Origin of the sequence: Pseudomonas sp. CC6-YY-74, from assembly GCF_002025205.1 — a bacterium.
Classification (GTDB): domain Bacteria; phylum Pseudomonadota; class Gammaproteobacteria; order Pseudomonadales; family Pseudomonadaceae; genus Aquipseudomonas; species Aquipseudomonas paeninsulae.
On the sequence record NZ_CP019947.1, the window covers coordinates 4,913,031 to 4,931,800 of the forward strand.

Sequence of the window (18,770 nt, forward strand, 5' to 3'; positions counted from 1 at the left end):
TCGGTAACGTAAACGGTTGTAGTGTTCTAGGTGATGGCGGCGGGATTGCCGAAAATCTCCAGCGCAGCACTGGGCTGACCGCTTAGGGGAGACACCCCGCTCGTTACTATTCTTAAGGAATGCGTTGAATGCAATTGCCCACCTTGCCTCCCTCCTTGTTACCGGCGCTGCAGTACGTCATGCGCCCATTAGTGAGGTTGATGCTCAGGAAGGGGGTCACCTTTACCAACTTTGCCGAACTGCTCAAACAGATATTCGTTGATGTCGCCGAGCGCGAATTCCGCCTCGACGACAAGCCCCCGACTGACAGCAGAATCAGCCTGCTGACGGGTGTGCATCGCAAGGATGTCAGGCGCCTGCGTGCCAAGGCGGTCGGTCAGGAGGCCAGCCTGCCAGAGGCCATTTCGTTTGGCGCTCACTTGGTCAGTGTCTGGCTGAACAACACGCCGTTTTGCGCGAAACCCGGCCGGCCGCTGCCCCTGGCTCGCCTGGCCAGCAATGGCGCTGAGTGCTCGTTTGATGGGTTGGTCGCTCAGGTCAGCAAAGATATCCGTGCTCGCGTTGTGCTGGACGAGTGGCTGCGTCTGGGCATTGTGCGTATAGACGATCAGGATCGGATCCACCTGGAGACGATGGCGTTCATTCCGCAAAGTGGCTTTGACGAGAAGGCCGCCTATTTTCAGCATAACCTCCACGACCATGCCTGCGCCGCCGTGCACAACCTGACCGAAGGTGGAGAGCCTTTCTTCGAGCGCAGTGTCCACTACGACAGTCTGTCACCCGCCGCTGTCTTGCAACTGCGTGAAGCCGTCAGGGCCGAAGGTATGCAGATGCTGATCGGCTTCAACCAACTGGCCGCCGGGCTGGAAGAACGCGACGTTGCGACCCCCGACGCCAGGCAGCGCATTACCATCGGCCTTTACTTCTACACTGAACCCAGCCCGCCAGCAGTCTCCACTCCGACCACGGCCAGCTCACCATGAACACTGCCTCGCGCCTTCTATGTGCCTTAGCCTTCATTTGCGCCCCGTTCCTGCTTGCGTCGTCGCTGAACGCTGCTCCCGCTTGCCTTGAGCCGGGTGGCATGGGCGGGACAGGCGCCGTTGCCACCGGAGGGGTCGGCGGTACCGGTGCGCCTGCTGATGAAGGTGGCATTGGTGGTACGGGCATTGTGGGCACCATCACCGGGTTTGGTTCCATCTGTGTCAACGGCATGGAGGTACACTTCGATAGCAAGGTTTCGCTCAGCGAGAACGGCGTCCCCGCCAGCAGCAGCCAGTTGGCTATTGGTCAAGTCGTGGCGGTGGAGGCCGGCAGGTCACGCAGAGGACTGGAGGCGCGCAGCATTGCCATCCTGCATGCCTATGAAGGCCCCATTACCGATAGGGAAGCGGGCTCTGCCTCAATGCGGGTGATGGGGCAGTCCGTGCGCGTTGCTCCAGGTGCGCGCGTGGCCGAAGGGCTGCGCATCGGCGAGTCGGTACGGGTCAGTGGACTGCGCAATGCTCAGGGCGAAGTAGTCGCCAGCCGGATCGATCGGGCACCGAACCTGGAGCAGGTCAGCGCCATTGGCGCCATCGCGCGAGGCGGTGACCTTCACGGGCTGGTCCTGAGCAAGCCGCTGGCGCCCAGCAGCGAGGTCCTGGTGCGCGGAACCTGGGATGGTAGGCAGTTGAATGTTGTCCAGACGCGTAGCGATCCAGGCATGCCCTTCGCCGGACGGGTGCGTAATGCGCTGGTAGAGGGATTGGTGCGTGGACAGCAGGGCGATCGCATTGAGTTCGGTGGCTTCACTGCCTATGTGGATCGCAGCACCTCCTATTCCGGCGGGCAGGCCGCCGACCTTGCGGTCGATCAGCGTATCCGGGTGACCGGCGTGTTCGACAAGGGGCGGGAAATCCGCGCCGAGCGCATCGAATTCTCCCGGGAGCAGCCCGCAACCTCCATCCGGCAGGATTCCGACCACGGCTCGTCTACGGCAGAAACCGAGCAGCACGAGAGTAAAGGCTCCGACCGGGACGGCCATGAGTCACGCGAGCGCAGCGACGATGGCGAGACGAGGGAGAAAATCGAGCGGAGGCAGGAGTCCGCTTCCGGCGAACTGGAGCGTCGCGAGCGGATAGAAACACGCGAATCCGACGACCGCTTGGAAACCCGGGAGCGGATCGAGGTTTTCGAGAATGGTGTGCGGGTCGAGCGAATCGAGAGAATCGAGAAAATCGAAAAGCCGGACCGCGCGGATAAACCAGAACGGATTGAGCGCGTAGAACGTGTGGACAAACCTGAACGCGTCGAGCGACCGGACAGGGTTGAGCGGCTGGATCACTCGGGGCCTCACTAGAGGCGGGATCGAGCCCTGCCGGAGGCAGGCATATGCCCGAACGGATTACTGATAGCCGGCTAAGCTAAGCAAGGCGGATGTCCACTCCGCTTGTCTGACCGGGGAACAGGGGTGATCGGGCTCCATGAAGGTTCTGTCAGGGTAGGGCAATGATCGTGAACTGAACTTCGATGTCTGGATCGCAACGAGGTAACCATGAAAATCGCTCGCATGATCTTGCCAGGCCTGTGGCTATCCCTGGCCTTGCCAACCATGGCCGAGGATTTCACGATCTCGACGGGGCTTGATTACTCGCGGGGGAAATATGGGACCCCGACCACCAGCGAGACCTGGTATGTCCCGGTGATCGCTAGGTATGAAACCGGTTCCATGATCTACAAGTTGACCATCCCGTACCTGCGTATCACCAATCCCGCGGTGGGACCGGATGGCGAACCCTTGGCGGGGGACTGCGGCAGCGTTGAAAGCGGCTTGGGTGACACTGTGGCCAGCGCGGGCTTCGCGCTGTTGGACGGCAGTCGGGGGGATGGGCTGATGGTGGATCTGGTTGGCAAGATAAAGCTGCCGACGGCCGATGAAAACAACTGTCTCGGCACCGGCAAGACCGATTACTCCGCCCAGATCGACCTCGCGCAGGCCTTCGGCGCAATCAGCGGCTTTGCCACGCTGGGCTGGAAGAAGTTCGGCGACCCATCGGGAACTGACTTCCGCGATCCGATTTTTGTCTCGCTCGGCTTTGTTACCCGACTTGCTCCTGCGACTTCCGTGGGAGCGGTCTATGACTGGCGACAGAAAGTGACCTCCGGTGGCGATGAGACTCAGGAGTTCACCCTGTTCCTGACCCAAAGGCTCAGCCCCTCCTGGAAGGTCCAGTTGTACGCGCTCAAAGGCTTTTCCGAGGCCAGCCCCGACTCCGGCGGTGGGTTGCTGCTCAGCCACTCGTTCTGAATCGAGGGCATGCTTGAGTGTTGACGCCGCCTCAAGGCTGGATTCAGCGTTCTGGAGCGCTTACTCGGGATACGCGCAGTCAACAGAAAGCAAAAACCCCTGATAATCGCTAGGATTATCAAGGGCTTAGGCTATTTTAAAATGGTGGAGCCGGGGGGATTTGAACCCCCGTCCGCCAGTACTCCGCTGTCGGTTCTACATGCTTAGCCGTGTCTACTGAGTTAACCCTTGGCCGCCCGACGGGCAGGGTGCTTTGGGCGAGTTGTGTAATTTTTAGCCACTTCGTCCACAACGTACTACGCGGCGATTCTGTTCTATATGACAATCATTTCGGGTTTACAGACATCCCCTAATGATTGCTGGAGCCGAAGCTACCAGAAGTGCGACTAGGCTGCTTACGCAGCTAGTTGAGCACCGTAATTGTCATCATTGGCAATTATGGATTTTTGCAACAGTTTATTTACGAGTTCTGTTACCAACTCGGCATGCCCCTCGAGTTTTGCAACCGGCGTCGAATCCTAATCGGCCCCAAAACTGTCTTGGATGAAGCTCTCGCAAGCTTCACGCGTAGTGTACGGCAAAGGTTGCGTAGCGTCGACCAGGCAATATCCAGGCGGACGCTGCCAGTCATGTGCAGCTATGCTTGCTGCTTGAAGTGGGTGCAATGTCTTTGGGAAGAGACCTGATTATGCCGCGAGTATCGCGTTACCCCGTGCGCCAGTGGATTTGGCGCGCCTTTGTGCAGAGTGCCTTGATTCCGCTGATCCTGGTGGAGACGGTGTTGATCACCGTGTATTTGCTGAGCAATGCAGCCATTCGCGATGCGCAAATCGGTCATTTGCAGCAGAGCGCCCTGGAGGATTTGTCCACGGCGGTGGCGCGCGAGGGTCAGGTGATCGACAGTCGGTTACGCTCGGTCGAGGCGCAGGTGCGGATTTTTCGTGATACAGCGAGTCATGCGCTGCAAAGTACCGGCTTCCAGCCCGATGCACTGGAACTCAAGCGGCATGTTTCGACCCGCAATGGGGTGTTTTACAGCCGTAGCGACGATGGCCGCGCAGCGTCTTTCTACGCTAACAGCACGCCACCGGCGCGGCAGGATCACGTCAAGGCCTTGCGCTTGTCGCAAATCGACCCACTGATGCGTTCGATTCGAGACGCCAACCCGTTGGTCAGCGCGCTCTATTTCAACAGTTGGGACAGCTATAACCGGATTTACCCATTCTTCATGACCCCCGAGCAGTATCCCCATGACATGGTGATACCCGATTACAGCTTCTATTACTTGGCCGACGCACGTCACAACCCGGCACGCGATGTGGTGTGGACCGATGTCTATCTCGATCCGGCAGGGCAAGGCTGGATGATGTCGGCAGTGGCCCCGGTGTACCGCGGAGACTTTCTCGAGGGCGTGGTCGGCCTGGATATAACGGCGGGCCAGATGCTCAGCGAGATCGGTGAGCTGGATGTGCCTTGGCAGGGCTATGCCATGTTGGTCAGCCGTGACAACAACATCATGGTGTTGCCGCAGGCCGGCGAGCAGGACTTCGCGTTGCACGAGCTTACTGAGTATTCCTACGCCGAGGCGGTACGTCGTGAGGTGCTCAAGCCTGCGGATTTCAGCCTTGATTCACGTTCTAGCATGCAGCCGCTGTTGCAGGCTATGGCATCGGGTCAGGGCCGTGTGCAGGAGGTGATGCTCGGTGGGCGCAAGCAACTGGTGGCCTGGAGCGAGATTCCACAAACAGGCTGGCGTCTGATGCTGGTGGTTGATGAGGAAAACATCTACCGCGAGACTAACCGCCTGGCCGAGCGCTACTTGCAGATCGGCTACCTGTTGATCGTCGGTCTGGGCTTGTTCTATCTGCTGTTTTTTGCCTGGATGTGGCTGCGCTCGCGGCGCTTGAGTGATCAACTGGCTCAGCCGATTGCCGGTATCGTCGGCATGATGCGCCGGCTCGGTCAGGGCGATTACCACCCCAGTGCGCCGTCCAGTCAGATCGATGAGTTGGTCAGCATGGCCCAGGCCGTGCAGCAGACCGGCGAGCAGTTGCAGGCCAGCGACAGCGAGCGGCATGAGGCGCAGCGGATTCTGCAACTGGTGCTGGAGAGTACTACGGAGAGTCTGTGGGAGGTGGATGCGCCGAACATGGCGATCAAGGTCAGTGACCACTTCGTCAAACGTTTCGGCCTGCGAGCCGAGAGCATGAGTTTCAGCGAGTTCAACCTGCGTGTGCACCCGGATGACTTGGAGCGCATCCGCCATCTGCGGCAGCTCTTCGTGGTCAGCGGTGAGGATCAGTTCGAGGCGGAGTATCGCTATGCCGATGCCAGCGGCGAATATATTTGGTTGCTCAGCCGCGGCAAGGTACTCGAGCGCGATAGCAACGGCGGCGCCCTGTGCATCGCCGGTACGCATGTCGACATTACCCGGCTCAAGCAGGTGCAGGAGGAGTTGCGCCGCGCCAGCCTGCAAGCCCAGGCTGCCAGCCAGGCCAAGAGCCGTTTCCTGTCGAGCATGAGCCATGAGCTGCGCACGCCGCTGAATGCTATTTATGGCTTTGGTCAGTTGATCGAACTGGAGACGCAAGGCAAGCCGGAGGTCCAGCAGGAAGCAGATTATGCCCGCGAGATCGTGAACGCCAGTCGCCACCTGACGTCGTTGGTCGATGACATCCTCGATCTGTCGAGCATCGAGAGCCGCCGCCAGCAGTTGCAATTGCAGGCGGTGGAAGTCGGCGCGCTGCTCAATGGTTGCGCCGAACTGGTACTCCCGGAAGTCCAGCAGCGGCGTCTGCAGTTGCAGGTACTGGCGCAAGTCGATGCAGGCTTGTACGTGCAGGCCGATATGCGTCGTCTGCGCCAGGTGATACTCAATCTGCTGTCCAATGCGATCAAGTACAACAGCCCGCAAGGGCTGATCAGTCTGGGCTATGACGTACGCTCGAACTGCGTCCGCTTATGGGTCGAGGACAGCGGTCCAGGTTTGACCCCCGAACAGCAGACCCAGTTGTTTCAGCCGTTCCAGCGTCTGGGTCGAGAGAACTCGAGCATTCCTGGTACCGGTATCGGCTTGGTGTTGTGTCGCGAGCTGGCCAGCCTGATGAACGGTGAAATGGGTTTTTGCAGCACGCTCGGTGGAGGTAGCCGTTTCTGGGTCGACTTGCCCAGCGCCGCGGCACCCGGGGCAGCCGTCGCCGCTACGCCGCCGGTTGAGGTGGCAGAGCCGAAGCGTAAAGCCGAAGTGCTGTGCGTCGAGGATCACCCTGCGTCGGTGAAGGTGGTGCAGGAAGCGCTGCGCGAGTTCGCCGATGTGCGCGGGGTTGGTTCGGTGCAGGGGGCGTTGGCCGAACTGGAGAACCGCACGCCGACCTTGCTATTGCTTGATCTGGACTTGCCCGACGGTGACGGTTTGCAGGTGCTGGATGCCATGCGCCGCGATCCGCGTCTGCGCGCGGTGCCCGTATTGGTCATCAGTGCGACAGCCGATGAAACGGTGTTTAGCGAGGCGCGTCAGCGCGGCGCACAGGCGTGCCTGGCCAAACCTATCGATTTGGCTCAGGTGCGCCGATTAGTCCTGACCTTATTGGGGCAGGGCCACTAGCACGGGCTACTCGCTGCCCTCGAGCAGTTGCAGGGCTTCGTCGAGCACTTGCACGGACTCGCTGTGATTGCCGGCCTTGTGCAATTCTTCGCCTTCGGCGCGAAGCTTTTGCACTTGCGCCAGCACGGTCGCGTCGGTGGGTGGATTGCTTTGCAGCATGGCGTCTATTTTCGCCATATCCGCTGGGCACTGTGAGGCCCAGAGCGAGGTGCTGAGTAGTACTGTGGTGAGGAAAACGGCAAGGCGGCGCATGGTGTATCTCCTCTACGGGTGAGTTTTTACTATAGGAGACTTGCTGAAAGGCGATCTGGGTTATTGCGGTTCTTTCAAGCCTCGTAGCTCTATAGTTTGCTGATGTTTAGCCGTTCTCGCCCGGTGCCTCAAGCAGCATCAGTGCTTTTTCGGCGTGAGTGCCACAGGCTTCAAGGTCGCCAGCGCTTTGCGCTTCTTCAGCTGCCTTCTTGAGCTCTGCTACTTCCATCTTGACGGACTCTGCCGTGGTGGTTTCGGTAGTCATGCTGTCATTGAGTTTTTGCAGATTGACGGTGCATAGATCCTCGGCAAAAGCCGGAGCAGCGGATATGGCTACGGTCGCAGTGAAAAACAGGATAGTGAGTTTCATTTGATAATCCTCTCATCATGAAGAACTGTTCAGTATCGTTCATCGACAGAAGTGAACCGTTACGAGAACGATACTGCTCCCCTCCCTCTTAATGAAGATTGACTATTCCGTGGTGATGAGAGTTCAGTTTTTTATCGCTCAAGTCCGGCGTGTGGCATTTGTACTAGCCGCTATGGATATAAAAAACCTCGTTTTAGACGGGGTGTTTCAGGGTTTGCGGGTCGCTTCTCGGCTACATCGATTTCGCTCGGGAAACCCGATCCACCAGGTAGACCAGGCCGTGGTAGTCGATACCGCCATGTTGGCTCAAGCCGATCTCGCAGGTGCGGCTGGTGCTAATGCCTTCCGCGCAGTACTGCACGGCTGATTGCAGGCTGCGTAACGCGTGGGCGTTGAGTTCCGGGGTGGTGAAGCCCTTGTCGCCGGCAAAACCGCAGCAGTGAATGCCCTCGGGGATCACCACTTGGCTGGTGCAGTGACGGACGATATCGATCAGCCCCTGAGCTTCGCCCAGATGCTGGGTGCTGCAGGTGACATGTACGGCCACAGGCGTGTCCTGCAGCTGGAACTCCAGACGATCGAGTAGTTGCTCGCGGATGAATTTCACCGGGTCATGCAGTTTCAGGCGAGGGTCGAGTCCGTCCTGTAGCAGGCGCAGGGTGCAGGGGCTGGTGTCGCAGTAGATCGGGTCGAGACCGCCGCGACTGGCCTTGAGCAACGCGTCTATGAGTTCCTGGCGCTTGCGCTCGGCTTGCGCGGCATAACCCTTGGAAGCGAATGGCTGGCCGCAGCAGAGGTTGTCCAGATGGTCCGGGAACACCACCTGGAAACCGCCCTTCTCCAATAGCGCGCGGGTCTTGTCGAGCAGCGGCATCTGTTCGGCATCGCTGGCTGCCGGGCCCATGGCGCGGGATACGCAGGCGGCGAGGTAAACTACCCGCGGACGCTCATCGCCAGTGGCCACGGGCAGTTGCAGGCGCTGGACCGGCTGCGGCAGCGCCGGCGTCCACTGCGGTACGCGACCCCGGCTGGCCTTGCTCAGGGCGGTAGAGGTGCGGCTCAGCAGTGGGGCGCCCATGAGCAGGCGTGCGCCGTTGGCCACGTGCAGCATGACGCGGGTGCCTTGCATGGCGCGGCGAAAATTGTTCGCCAGCCAGTCGGCGCTGCGTTGATGGTTGGCGTCGCGGGCGCGCAGCTTGCGCACCAGGTCGCCGGTGTTGATCCCCACGGGGCAGCGCTGGGCGCATAGGCCGGTGGCGGCGCAGGTGTCGATGCCCTGATAGCGGTAATCGCGCTCCAGTGCGGTGGTATCGATGCCTGCGCGCTGTTTGGCCTGGATATCGCGCCAGATCACGATGCGTTGACGCGGGCTCAGGGTCAGCCCCTTGGACGGGCAAACCGGCTCGCAGAAGCCACATTCGATGCACTTGTCGACGATTTCGTCGGCGGCGGGCAGCGGCTTGAGGTTTTTCAGGTGGATGTCTGGATCTTCGCTGAGCACCACGTCCGGGTTGAGGATGCCTTGCGGGTCGAGCAGGCGCTTGAGCTGCCACATCAGCTGGTAGGCGTCTGCGCCCCATTCCAGTTCGACGAAGGGCGCCATGTTGCGCCCGGTGCCGTGTTCGGCCTTGAGCGAACCGCCAAACTCCACCGCCACCAACTGCGTCACCTCATCCATGAGCGCCGAGTAGCGGGCGATTTGCTCGGGCGTTTCGAAGGCCTGGGTGAAGACGAAGTGCAAATTGCCTTCCAGGGCGTGGCCGAAAATGATCGCTTCGTCGTAGTGATGCTTGTCGAGCAGCGCGAGCAGGCGATTGACTCCTTCGGCGAGCTGTTCGATGGGGAAGGTGACGTCCTCGATGATGACCGTGGTGCCGGTCTGGCGCACCGCGCCGACGGCAGGAAAGGTGTCCTTGCGGATCTTCCACAGCAAGTTGTACACCGCTGGGTCTTCGCTGAACTCAACCTGTTTTTCCAGCTGGAATTCGGCGATCGATGCCATCACCTGCCCAAGCTGCTCATGCAGCAGGCTCTGGCTGGCGGCGCGGGACTCGATCAGCAGGGCGCAGGCGTTGGCGGAGAGGCCCTTTACCCAGTCCGGCATGCCCGGTTTGTTCTCTACCGAACGCAGGCTGCGGCGGTCCAGCAGTTCGACGGCGGATACCGGCTGTTGTTTGAGCACGGTGACTGCGCGGCAGCAGCTCTCCACATCGGGGAACACCAGCAGGGCGCTGGCCTTGTGCGGGTGGTCGGGCACGGTGTCGTAGGTCACCGCACTGATAAAGCCCAGAGTGCCTTCGGAACCGACCATCAGGTGGCTGAGGATATCCAGCGGCTGGTCGAAGTCGACCAGGGCGTTGAGCGACAGACCTGTGGTGTTCTTCAGCCGGTATTTATGCCGGATCCTGGCGGCCAGCGTGCTATTGGCGCGGGTCTGCCGGCCCAGTTCGGCCAGCTGTTCGAGCAAGCCGGCGTGGCTGGCGGCAAAGCGTGTCACGCTTAGCGGGTCTTCGTTATCCAGCACCGTGCCGTCGGCCAGCACCAGGCGTATGCCGGCCAGGGTGTGATAGGTGTTGTGTGCGGTGCCGCAGCACATGCCGCTGGCGTTATTGGCGACGATGCCGCCGATCTTGCAGGCATTGATCGAGGCCGGATCTGGGCCGATCTTGCGCTGGAAGGGCGCCAGCACGGCGTTGGCCTGGGCGCCGATCACCCCCGGTTGCAGGCGGATCTGTCGGCCCTGGTTACGGATTTCCCGGCCGTTCCAGTTATCGCCCAATACGATCAGTACCGAGTCGCTGATGGCCTGGCCGGACAGGCTGGTGCCCGCGGCACGAAAGGTCACCGGTACTTGGTGCGTGCCGGCCAGTTTGAGCAGGTCGACCACTTCCAGTTCCGCCTCGACCCTGATCACCAACTGGGGAATCAGCCGGTAAAAGCTGGCATCGGTGCCGAAGGCCAGGGTCGAAAGCGGGTCGTCGAAGCGGCGTTCGCGAGGGATCAGGCGCTCGACGGCGGCGAGGAAGGCAGTGGACAGGCTCATGGGCGCTCCGGATTATTTTCAGTACGTTGGGCGGCGCGTCGGGATTGCTGGTGCCGCGGTGCTGTTGTAGGAGTGGCCGGGTAGCATTCCGCTCCGCCGCGAAAATCGCGGATAAATCCGCTCCTACAAAAGAGGGGCTGCTGCTCAGCGGCCCAGTTCGCGCACCAGCGACTCGGCGCTGATTTCGCTGATCGACTTGGCGCCGGTCAGGACCATGGCCACGCGCATCTCTTTCTCGATCAGGTCGAGCAGGTTGCTCACGCCCGCGCCGCCGGCTACGGCCAGCGCGTAGATGAAGGCACGCCCGAGCAGTACGGTGTCAGCCCCGAGGGCGATCATCCGCACCACATCCAGGCCAGTACGAATGCCCGAGTCGGCCAGGATTGCCAGCTCGCCCTTGACCGCATCGGCGATGGCCGGCAGTGCGCGCGCGCTCGACAGCACGCCGTCGAGCTGACGGCCGCCGTGGTTGGAGACGACGATGCCGTCGGCGCCAAAACTCACCGCGTCCTTGGCGTCCTGCGGATCGAGGATGCCCTTGATCACCATCGGGCCGTCCCAGAATTCGCGGATCCACTCCAGGTCCTTCCACGAAATCGACGGGTCGAAGTTGGCGCCGAGCCAGCCGATATAGTCCGCCAGGCCAGTGCGGCTGCCGCGGTAGGCGGAGATATTGCCCAGGTCGTGGGGCCTGCCCAGCAGGCCGACGTCCCAAGCCCAGCTAGGGTGCGTCATGGCCTGCAGCATGCGCCGTAGCGGCGCGTTCGGCCCGCTCATGCCGGAGTGGGCGTCACGGTAGCGGGCGCCCGGTACCGGCATGTCCACGGTGAACACCAGGGTGGTGACGCCGGCGGCCTTGGCGCGCTCCAGCGCATTCTTCATGAAGCCGCGATCCTTGAGCACGTAGAGCTGGAACCACATCGGTCGGTCGATCGCCGGCGCCACTTCTTCGATCGGGCACACCGACACGGTCGACAGGGTGAAGGGAATGCCCTTGGCTGCAGCGGCCTGAGCCGCCTGCACTTCGCCGCGGCGGGCGTACATGCCAGTCAGGCCGACGGGGGCCAGCGCCACGGGCATCGCCAGGGTTTCATTGAACAGGCGGGTTTCCAGGCTCAACTCGGACATGTTGCGCAGAACCCGCTGACGCAGGGCGATGTCGGCCAGATCCTCGACGTTGCGCCGCAACGTGTGTTCGGCGTAGGCGCCGCCGTCGAGGTAGTGGAACAGGAACGGCGGCAGCTTGCGTTGCGCCGCTGCGCGGTAGTCGGTAGAGGCAGAAATGATCATCGGTTTCACCCTAGTGCCAGGAGAAGGCTGTTCTTGCCCAGGACGCGGCCCCATATGTACTGCGGGGCCGACCTGTCTGGGTTATACGGGAGTCGTAAATGGAGCCTGTCAGCCAGCGACCAGGGGGTCGCTAACGCCCAATACATAGATCGCGATCATGGCGATCGCGCCGGTGAAGAGCACGTAGTACAGCGTAGGCCATATGGTTTTGCGCAGGATGCTGCCTTCGCGACCCAGCAGGCCGACCGTGGCAGAGGCGGCGACCACGTTGTGGATGGCGACCATATTCCCTGCGGCGGCACCAATGGCCTGTGCCGCGACAACCAATGCGCCGGAGATGCCCAGGTTAGTGGCCACGCCGAACTGGAACTGGCTGAACATCATATTGCTGACCGTGTTGGAGCCGGCGATAAAGGCCCCCAGGGCGCCAATGCTCGGTGCCAGCAGCGGGTAGATGCCACCGACGCTGTCAGCCACCCAGCGCGCCATGAGAATCGGCATGCTGGCCAGGTCGGCGCCGTTGACGCCCGAGTTGATCAGGATGCGCACCATCGGCACGGTGAACAGCAGGACGAAACCGGCGCTGAGCAGCACCCCGGAGGATTCCTTGACCGCCGAGCCCAGATCGCGCAGCTTCATGCCGTGGAAGAAGAAGGTGGCGATGACGACCGCAACCAAGATGCCGCCGGGCAAATACAGCGGCATGAAGTTGGCGCTGACCCCGGTCTCACCGAGCAGGTCGGGGAAGTTCACCACCACAGCTTTTAGTGCCGCACTGACTTGCGGCACGACCCGGCTGATCACCAGCAGGGCACCGACCAGCACGTAGGGCAGCCAGGCGCGCAGGGAGCTCATTGGCTTGGCGGTCAGTTGGTCCAGCTTCATTTCTATGGTGCCCAGCCATTCGCTCGGCCACTTGTCCGCCGGGGCAAAGTCCCAGGTGGTTTTTGGCAGCAGAAAGCCTAGGCGCGCTGCGCTGGTGACAATCGCCAGACCGATCAGGCCGCCGGCCAGCGATGGAAATTCCGGACCGAGGAATACCCCGGTGAGGGCGTAGGGGATGGTGAAGGCCAAACCGGCGAAAATTGCGAATGGCAGGACTTCGAAGCCGGCTTTCCAGCTTTTTTCGGTACCGAAGAAGCGCGTCAGCATCAGCACCATGATCAGCGGCATCACAGTGCCGACGATGGCGTGAATGATCGCCACTTCACTGGTGATCAACTGTAGGAACTGCGCCCAGGAAGAGCCTTGCTCAAGCAGTTGCGCGCCGAGGGTGGCCGAATCCAGGCCGGTATTGACCCCGACTATGATGGGCGTGCCCACAGCACCGAAAGACACTGGGGTGCTCTGTACCAGCATGCCCATCAGTACCGCGGCCATGGCCGGGAAGCCGATGGCCACCAGCAGCGGTGCGGCAATCGCCGCTGGCGTACCGAAGCCGGAGGCGCCTTCGATAAAGCAGCCGAACAACCAGGCAATGATGATCGCCTGAATGCGCCGATCAGGGCTGATGGTGGCGAAGCCAGCGCGGATCGCGGTGATGCCGCCGGAGTGTTTGAGGGTGTTGAGCAGCAGGATGGCGCCGAAGATGATCCACAGCAGGCCGAGGGTGATCAGCAGGCCTTGCAGGGTCGAGGCGAGTACGCGGTTGACGCTCATCTCCCAGGCGAACAGGCCAATGGCGGCGGTTACTAGGTAGACCAGCGGCATGGCGTGCTTGGCCGGCCAGCGCAGGCCGACCAGCAGGATGGCCGCGAGCAGGATCGGAGAAAAAGCGAGTAGAGCCAGAAGACCAGATGACATGTCGGTCTCTCCTTAGCGGCGCGCGATGCGCATGGGTGAATGCGGATGCAGCGGTGCGGCAGGTGGTTTGGCGATGACCGGCATGGCAGACCTCATAAACTTCTTGGAATTGTTTTAGGTTTGGGTAAATTGGTAATACCAATTTACAAAGTGGCGCGGCCAGAGTAAAAGTGGATGCTTGCTACTGTCAATTAGCAGGCTTACTACTTTGGTCGAGTGTCCTTGTCTTGTAAGGGCTACGGCGCCGCTATAGGCTTGCTCTACAAGTGCCCGGGGAGGGCGTTGCAGGTGGTAAAACCAGTGAGGTTCGGGCTATGGAAGTAGGGCAGGTGCGCCAGCGCCGTTTGTCGGACGATATTGTCAGTCAGCTGGAAACCATGATCTTGGAAGGTACGTTGAAGGCGGGCGAGCGACTGCCCGCCGAGCGTGCGCTGGCCGAACGGTTCGGCGTGTCGCGGCCGTCGTTGCGCGAGGCAATTCAGAAACTGGCGGCCAGGGGCTTGCTAGTCAGTCGTCAGGGCGGCGGTAACTATGTCGCCGACTCGCTCGGTTCGACCTTCAGTGATCCGCTGTTGCAGCTTCTGGAGAGCAATCCGGAAGCCCAGCGCGACCTGCTGGAGTTTCGCCACACCCTGGAAGGTTCTTGTGCATTTTATGCAGCCCAGCGCGCCACCGAGCTGGACCGTCAGCGCCTGAGGGAGGCATTTGCCGCGCTGCAGGACTGCTACAGTCGCAGCGGCAAAGTGACCCGCGCCGAAGAGGGGCGGCTGATGCGAGCTTTCACCTGGCCATTGCCGAAGCCAGCCATAACGCCGTGCTGCTGCACACCATTCGCGGCTTGTTTGACCTGCTCAAGCGCAATGTGGTGACCAATATCGGCGGCATGTACGCCCAGCGCGATGAGACCCGCGACATGCTGATCGATCAGCATCGGGCACTTTATGAGGCAATCATCGAGGGGCGTGCCGAAGACGCGCGGCAGTTGTCCAATCGGCATATCGACTATGTGCAGGAAGTGCTCGCCGAAGTGCAGCAGCAAGCGCAGCGCGTGGCGCGGGCGCAGCGGCGCGGGTCAGCCGCAATCACTAAGCCGTAGAAGGGTGGGTTAGCCGCTGGCAAGATGCTCGATCAAGTCCGGTGTCGCCGGGCGGCGTAACCCATCATGGCGATGAGTCTGCTGGCGCGGCGTGGTCAACTGGAGTGCTGCTCACATGAGCGGGGAGGGGCAATGAGGTTGGCGCCTCCTTCCTCCGCCGATCAATCGTCCTTGCCCTTGGTGCGCATGGCGCGCTGGACTTCACGGTCGGCGTCACGCTCTTTTTCGGTGTGGCGCTTGTCGAAGTCCTTCTTGCCCTTGGCCAGGGCGATCTCGCATTTGATCAAATGCGCCTTCCAGTAAACCGCCAGCGCCACGCAGGTGTGACCCTTCTGCTGTACGGCGCCGAACAGTTTTTCCAGCTCGCGCTTGTTCAGCAGCAGTTTGCGCGTGCGGGTCGGGTCGGCAATCACGTGGGTGCTGGCAGTCTTCAGCGGGGTGATGTGGAAGCCCATCAGCCAGGCTTCGTTGTCCTTCAGCAATACATAGCTGTCGACCAACTGGGCCTTGCCAGCGCGCAGGCTTTTCACTTCCCAGCCGGCCAGGACCAGGCCCGCCTCGAATCTGGATTCGACGAAAAAGTCGTGCATCGCCTTTTTGTTCTGGGCGATGGTGCCTTGAGGGTGTTTCTTTTGTTTAGCCATAGGGCGCGCATTATAGGGAGTCGTTGGCCTGCTGGCGACAGCCTGATCTTGAGAGAGGTGGGCTAATCCCGGACAATGCGCATCTTTTGCATATATTTCGGGCGTATTCATGGTGAGTGACAAGGTTTCGATTCACGGCGCCTGGGCCAGTCGTTGGGTGTTTATCCTGGCGGCAACCGGTTCCGCAGTGGGCCTCGGCAATATCTGGAAGTTTCCCTACATGGCCGGCATGTATGGCGGTGGGGCCTTTGTCATCATGTACCTGGTGTGCATTTTCCTGGTCGGCTTGCCGATCATGCTGGGAGAAACCCTGATCGGGCGCCGCGGCCGGCAGAGTCCGGTGAATTCTCTGCGAGCGCTGGCGCTAGAGTCTGGCGCTTCGCCGCGGTGGTCGTGGGCCGCGCTGATGGGCATGATCGCCGCGCTGCTGATCCTGTCCTTCTACAGTGTCATCGCAGGCTGGTCGCTGGACTACATCATCGGCATGGGAGGCGGTCAGTTCGAGGGCATCAGTGCTGAGGGGCGGGCGCTACGTTCGGCGCGCTGACGGCCGACCCTTGGCGCCTAACCCTGTGGCACACGCTGTTCATGCTGTTGACCGGCTTCGTCATCGCCCGTGGTGTCGTGGCCGGCCTGGAGCGCAGTTTGCGCATCATGATGCCGCTGCTGTTCATCTTGCTGCTGGTGCTGCTGGGTTACAGCATGACCACCGGGCACTTTATGCAGGGCTTTCACTTCCTCTTCGATTTTCAGCCCGACAAGTTGCTCGACGGCGTGCTGGCAGCCATGGGGCATGCCTTCTTCACCCTCAGCGTTGGCGTCGGTTCGATCATGGTATATGGCGCCTATATGCCCAAGCGCGCCTCGATCGGCTCGACGGTGTTGGCGGTCGGCATTCTCGACACCCTGGTGGCCCTGACGGCTGGTTTGGCGCTATTTCCTATCGTGTTTGCCGCCGGCATGGAGCCAGGCGCTGGGCCCGGACTGATGTTTGTTACCTTGCCGGTGGCCTTCGGCAGTATTGCGTTCGGTCAGGTCATGGGTACGCTGTTTTTCGTATTGGTGCTAATCGCGGCCTGGACCTCGTCTATTTCCATGCTGGAGCCCGCCGTTGCTTACCTGGTCGAGCGTACCGAGCGCAGCCGGGGGCAGATTACCAGCGGGTTGGTGCTGGTGTGCTGGGTGGTGGGCATGGGCACGGTGTTGTCCTTCAATGTCGCTGCCGATGCCAAGTTCTTCGTCTTCGCTGGCGACGGTTTTCACCTGTTTCAGTGGGGCGCCGAAGGCGGGCGTAATTTCTTCGACAGCATCGACTACCTGACCAGTCGCATTCTCTTACCGGCAGGTGGCCTGGCCTTCGTGCTGTTCGCCGGCTGGGTGCTCAAGCGCGAAGCGGTGCGCGAGGAGTTGGCGATCAACAATCCGCTGTTGTTCGGCGTGGTCTATTGGTTGATTCGTGTGGTGGCGCCATTGGGTATATTGATCGTGTTTGTCGCAGAGTTGACGAAATGAGTGCAGTCACCCTATTGAATGAAGTTGCAGGCTTATGAGTACCCATATTCAGCGCTCAGCGTTGCTGCCGTACCCGGCTTCCGCCCTTTTCGAATTGGTTAATGACGTGGCGCGTTACCCCGAGTTCCTGCCCTGGTGTGCGGCCAGTGAGGTTCTGGACGCCAGTCAAACCCACATGCGCGCCAGTCTGGCAGTGGCTAAGGGTGGGATTAGCCAGCGTTTTATTACCCGTAATGTGCTGGTATGGGGGCAGTCGATCGAGCTGACTCTGGAGGAAGGGCCGTTCAGTCAACTGCATGGCCAGTGGGTGTTCAAGGCATTGGGCGACAAGGCCTGCAAAATGAGTCTGGACCTGACCTTCGAATATGCCGGTCCCTTGGTGCGGGTCACGCTTGGACCACTGTTCAACCAGGCGGCGAACACCCTGGTGGACGCGTTCTGTCAAAGGGCGAAGCAGCTATATGGATAGCAAGATGATCGTGGTCGAAGTGGTTTATGCCTTGGCGGATAAGCAGAAGCTGCTGCGTCTGAGTCTGCCTTACGGTACTACGGTGCGCCAGGCAGCCGAGCAGTCGGGCATGCAGGTGCATTTTCCTGACCTTGAACTGGCGAGCATTCCGCTGGGGATCTTCGGCAAGGCGGTAGCCAAACCACAAGAGCGGGTGCTGGAGGATGGCGAGCGGGTGGAGATCTATCGGCCGCTGATCGCCGACCCGAAAGAGGTGCGCAAGCAGCGTGCGGCCAAGGCGGCAAAAGCCAAGGCTGACGAAGAGGGCGTTTGACGTCAGATCGGCGCGCATGAAAAAGCCCGGAAATATCCGGGCTTTTTTGCGTCTGCCTGCTTACTGCGGCGAGCTGTCCAGCGGTTCGGGGGTCGGCACCGGTACGCTTTGTACCTCGTCAACTTCGCGCTGGATCTGCTCGAGCAGTGAGCCTGGCGCCGGTCGCTCTTCAGCTTGCGGTTGTGCAGCGGCTGGTGCCGCCGTGCTGGCGCCATCCTGGCCAAGAATGGCCTCGTCGCGGCTGACGCCCGGCATGAAGTCGCCCGACAGGCCGGCCAGTTGATCATTGCCATTGAAGATCACGCTGACGCGCTCTTGCAGGCGTTTACCGCCGCCTGGTTGAATGCTGTACAGGTAGTCCCAGCGGTTGGCATGGAAGGTATCGGTCAACAGCGGGTTGCCCATGATAAACCGCACTTGGCTGCGGGTCATTCCGGGGCGCAACTGATCTATCATGTCTTGGGTAACGACATTGCCCTGTTGGACGTCGATTTTATAAACCCCGGGGAAAGAACAACCGGCGAGCGCGAGGAGTCCCACGAAGGTGAGACTGGTCAGCAGGAACTTGGTTTTTTGCATCGGCGGGTGACTTCCACTATCTTGGCTGGGCAACGTAAACCCCGATCATACCCGCAATAAAGGAAGCTGCGAAGCCGCTTCCGCGAGAAAGCAGACCATGGTTGAAAATAGCGAACTACGCAAAGCTGGCCTGAAAGTGACCCTGCCGCGGGTCAAGATTCTGCAGATGCTCGATTCCGCCGAGCAGCGTCACATGAGTGCAGAGGATGTTTACAAGGCCCTAATGGAGGCGGGCGAAGACGTCGGCCTGGCCACCGTGTACCGCGTGCTGACCCAGTTCGAGGCTGCAGGGTTGGTGGTGCGCCATAACTTCGATGGTGGTCATGCCGTGTTCGAGTTGGCCGATGGTGGTCATCACGACCACATGGTCTGTGTCGATTCGGGTGAGGTGATCGAGTTCTTCGATGCTGAAATCGAGAAGCGCCAGAGGGCGATCGTTCAAGAGCACGGCTTCGAGATGGTCGATCACAACCTAGTACTCTACGTGCGCAAAAAGAAGTAAGCGC

General features: G+C 60.8%; 14 protein-coding genes, 1 other RNA gene and 2 pseudogenes. 9 read left to right on the forward strand and 8 right to left on the reverse strand.

The window, feature by feature from the left end:
• Positions 1-128: 128 nt before the first annotated feature.
• The 3 genes from B2D37_RS22355 (at position 129) to B2D37_RS22365 (ending at position 3,289) form a co-directional block, all read left to right on the forward strand.
• A complete protein-coding gene (locus tag B2D37_RS22355) occupies positions 129-983 on the forward strand; it encodes a DUF6502 family protein (RefSeq protein ID WP_079204748.1) in 855 nt (284 codons plus the stop codon).
• A complete protein-coding gene (locus B2D37_RS22360) occupies positions 980-2,341 on the forward strand; it encodes a DUF5666 domain-containing protein (protein WP_256573126.1) in 1,362 nt (453 codons plus the stop codon). Before B2D37_RS22355 ends, B2D37_RS22360 begins: the two co-directional genes overlap by 4 nt.
• Before the next feature lie 195 nt (positions 2,342-2,536).
• Positions 2,537-3,289, forward strand: a complete 753-nt coding sequence (locus tag B2D37_RS22365; protein ID WP_079204749.1) for a hypothetical protein — start codon at positions 2,537-2,539, stop codon at positions 3,287-3,289.
• A 142-nt stretch (positions 3,290-3,431) separates the two neighbouring features.
• Here the strand turns inward: B2D37_RS22365 and ssrA are convergent.
• Positions 3,432-3,819, reverse strand: a transfer-messenger RNA (tmRNA) gene (ssrA, locus tag B2D37_RS22370).
• Positions 3,820-3,977: 158 nt separating this feature from the next.
• Between ssrA and B2D37_RS22375 the strand changes: the two genes are divergently transcribed.
• A complete protein-coding gene (locus B2D37_RS22375; protein ID WP_079204750.1) occupies positions 3,978-6,893 on the forward strand; it encodes an ATP-binding protein in 2,916 nt (971 codons plus the stop codon).
• Positions 6,894-6,899: 6 nt separating this feature from the next.
• Here B2D37_RS22375 and B2D37_RS22380 read toward each other — a convergent pair whose 3' ends face one another.
• The 5 genes from B2D37_RS22380 to B2D37_RS22400 form a co-directional block, all read right to left on the reverse strand.
• A complete protein-coding gene (locus B2D37_RS22380) occupies positions 6,900-7,145 on the reverse strand; it encodes a hypothetical protein (protein ID WP_079204751.1) in 246 nt (81 codons plus the stop codon).
• 106 nt (positions 7,146-7,251) lie between these two features.
• Positions 7,252-7,515, reverse strand: coding sequence for a hypothetical protein (locus B2D37_RS22385; RefSeq protein WP_079204752.1), 264 nt, complete (start codon positions 7,513-7,515; stop codon positions 7,252-7,254).
• Between the two features lie 232 nt (positions 7,516-7,747).
• Entirely contained in the window at positions 7,748-10,558 is a 2,811-nt protein-coding gene (locus B2D37_RS22390) for an FAD-binding and (Fe-S)-binding domain-containing protein (RefSeq protein WP_079204753.1), read from the reverse strand.
• Positions 10,559-10,702: 144 nt separating this feature from the next.
• Complete coding sequence (gene lldD / locus B2D37_RS22395) at positions 10,703-11,848, reverse strand: FMN-dependent L-lactate dehydrogenase LldD (protein ID WP_079204754.1); 1,146 nt, start codon at positions 11,846-11,848, stop codon at positions 10,703-10,705.
• 108 nt (positions 11,849-11,956) lie between these two features.
• Entirely contained in the window at positions 11,957-13,651 is a 1,695-nt protein-coding gene (locus B2D37_RS22400; protein ID WP_079204755.1) for an L-lactate permease, read from the reverse strand.
• Positions 13,652-13,965: 314 nt separating this feature from the next.
• Here B2D37_RS22400 and B2D37_RS22405 point away from each other — a divergent pair.
• Positions 13,966-14,747, forward strand: a pseudogene (locus B2D37_RS22405) (FCD domain-containing protein).
• Between the two features lie 161 nt (positions 14,748-14,908).
• Here the strand turns inward: B2D37_RS22405 and smpB are convergent.
• Positions 14,909-15,391 (reverse strand): SsrA-binding protein SmpB, encoded by a 483-nt coding sequence (gene smpB, locus B2D37_RS22410; protein WP_079204756.1) that lies wholly within the window; start codon positions 15,389-15,391, stop codon positions 14,909-14,911.
• A 109-nt stretch (positions 15,392-15,500) separates the two neighbouring features.
• On the opposite strand from smpB, the pseudogene B2D37_RS22415 reads away from it, so the two are divergent.
• From B2D37_RS22415 to B2D37_RS22425, 3 genes and pseudogenes are all read left to right on the forward strand, one after another.
• Positions 15,501-16,903, forward strand: a pseudogene (locus B2D37_RS22415) (sodium-dependent transporter).
• Positions 16,904-16,937: 34 nt separating this feature from the next.
• Entirely contained in the window at positions 16,938-17,372 is a 435-nt protein-coding gene (locus B2D37_RS22420) for a type II toxin-antitoxin system RatA family toxin (protein WP_079204757.1), read from the forward strand.
• A complete protein-coding gene (locus tag B2D37_RS22425; protein WP_079204758.1) occupies positions 17,365-17,685 on the forward strand; it encodes an RnfH family protein in 321 nt (106 codons plus the stop codon). The genes B2D37_RS22420 and B2D37_RS22425 overlap by 8 nt, the downstream gene beginning before the upstream one ends.
• Before the next feature lie 60 nt (positions 17,686-17,745).
• Here B2D37_RS22425 and B2D37_RS22430 read toward each other — a convergent pair whose 3' ends face one another.
• On the reverse strand, positions 17,746-18,264 hold the full coding sequence (locus tag B2D37_RS22430; protein ID WP_079204759.1) for an outer membrane protein assembly factor BamE: 519 nt from the start codon (positions 18,262-18,264) through the stop codon (positions 17,746-17,748).
• Positions 18,265-18,361: 97 nt separating this feature from the next.
• Between B2D37_RS22430 and fur the strand changes: the two genes are divergently transcribed.
• On the forward strand, positions 18,362-18,766 hold the full coding sequence (gene fur / locus B2D37_RS22435) for a ferric iron uptake transcriptional regulator (protein WP_079204760.1): 405 nt from the start codon (positions 18,362-18,364) through the stop codon (positions 18,764-18,766).
• The last annotated feature ends 4 nt before the right edge of the window (positions 18,767-18,770 follow it).

Bases quoted from the DNA above. Each gene is read 5' to 3' on its own strand.
- B2D37_RS22355 (WP_079204748.1), top strand. From the start codon at position 129: ATGCAATTGCCCACCTTGCCTCCCTCCTTGTTACCGGCGCTGCAGTAC.
- B2D37_RS22360 (WP_256573126.1), top strand. From the start codon at position 980: ATGAACACTGCCTCGCGCCTTCTATGTGCCTTAGCCTTCATTTGCGCC.
- B2D37_RS22365 (WP_079204749.1), top strand. From the start codon at position 2,537: ATGAAAATCGCTCGCATGATCTTGCCAGGCCTGTGGCTATCCCTGGCC.
- B2D37_RS22375 (WP_079204750.1), top strand. From the start codon at position 3,978: ATGCCGCGAGTATCGCGTTACCCCGTGCGCCAGTGGATTTGGCGCGCC.
- B2D37_RS22380 (WP_079204751.1), bottom strand. From the start codon at position 7,145: ATGCGCCGCCTTGCCGTTTTCCTCACCACAGTACTACTCAGCACCTCG.
- B2D37_RS22385 (WP_079204752.1), bottom strand. From the start codon at position 7,515: ATGAAACTCACTATCCTGTTTTTCACTGCGACCGTAGCCATATCCGCT.
- B2D37_RS22390 (WP_079204753.1), bottom strand. From the start codon at position 10,558: ATGAGCCTGTCCACTGCCTTCCTCGCCGCCGTCGAGCGCCTGATCCCT.
- lldD (WP_079204754.1), bottom strand. From the start codon at position 11,848: ATGATCATTTCTGCCTCTACCGACTACCGCGCAGCGGCGCAACGCAAG.
- B2D37_RS22400 (WP_079204755.1), bottom strand. From the start codon at position 13,651: ATGTCATCTGGTCTTCTGGCTCTACTCGCTTTTTCTCCGATCCTGCTC.
- smpB (WP_079204756.1), bottom strand. From the start codon at position 15,391: ATGGCTAAACAAAAGAAACACCCTCAAGGCACCATCGCCCAGAACAAA.
- B2D37_RS22420 (WP_079204757.1), top strand. From the start codon at position 16,938: ATGAGTACCCATATTCAGCGCTCAGCGTTGCTGCCGTACCCGGCTTCC.
- B2D37_RS22425 (WP_079204758.1), top strand. From the start codon at position 17,365: ATGGATAGCAAGATGATCGTGGTCGAAGTGGTTTATGCCTTGGCGGAT.
- B2D37_RS22430 (WP_079204759.1), bottom strand. From the start codon at position 18,264: ATGCAAAAAACCAAGTTCCTGCTGACCAGTCTCACCTTCGTGGGACTC.
- fur (WP_079204760.1), top strand. From the start codon at position 18,362: ATGGTTGAAAATAGCGAACTACGCAAAGCTGGCCTGAAAGTGACCCTG.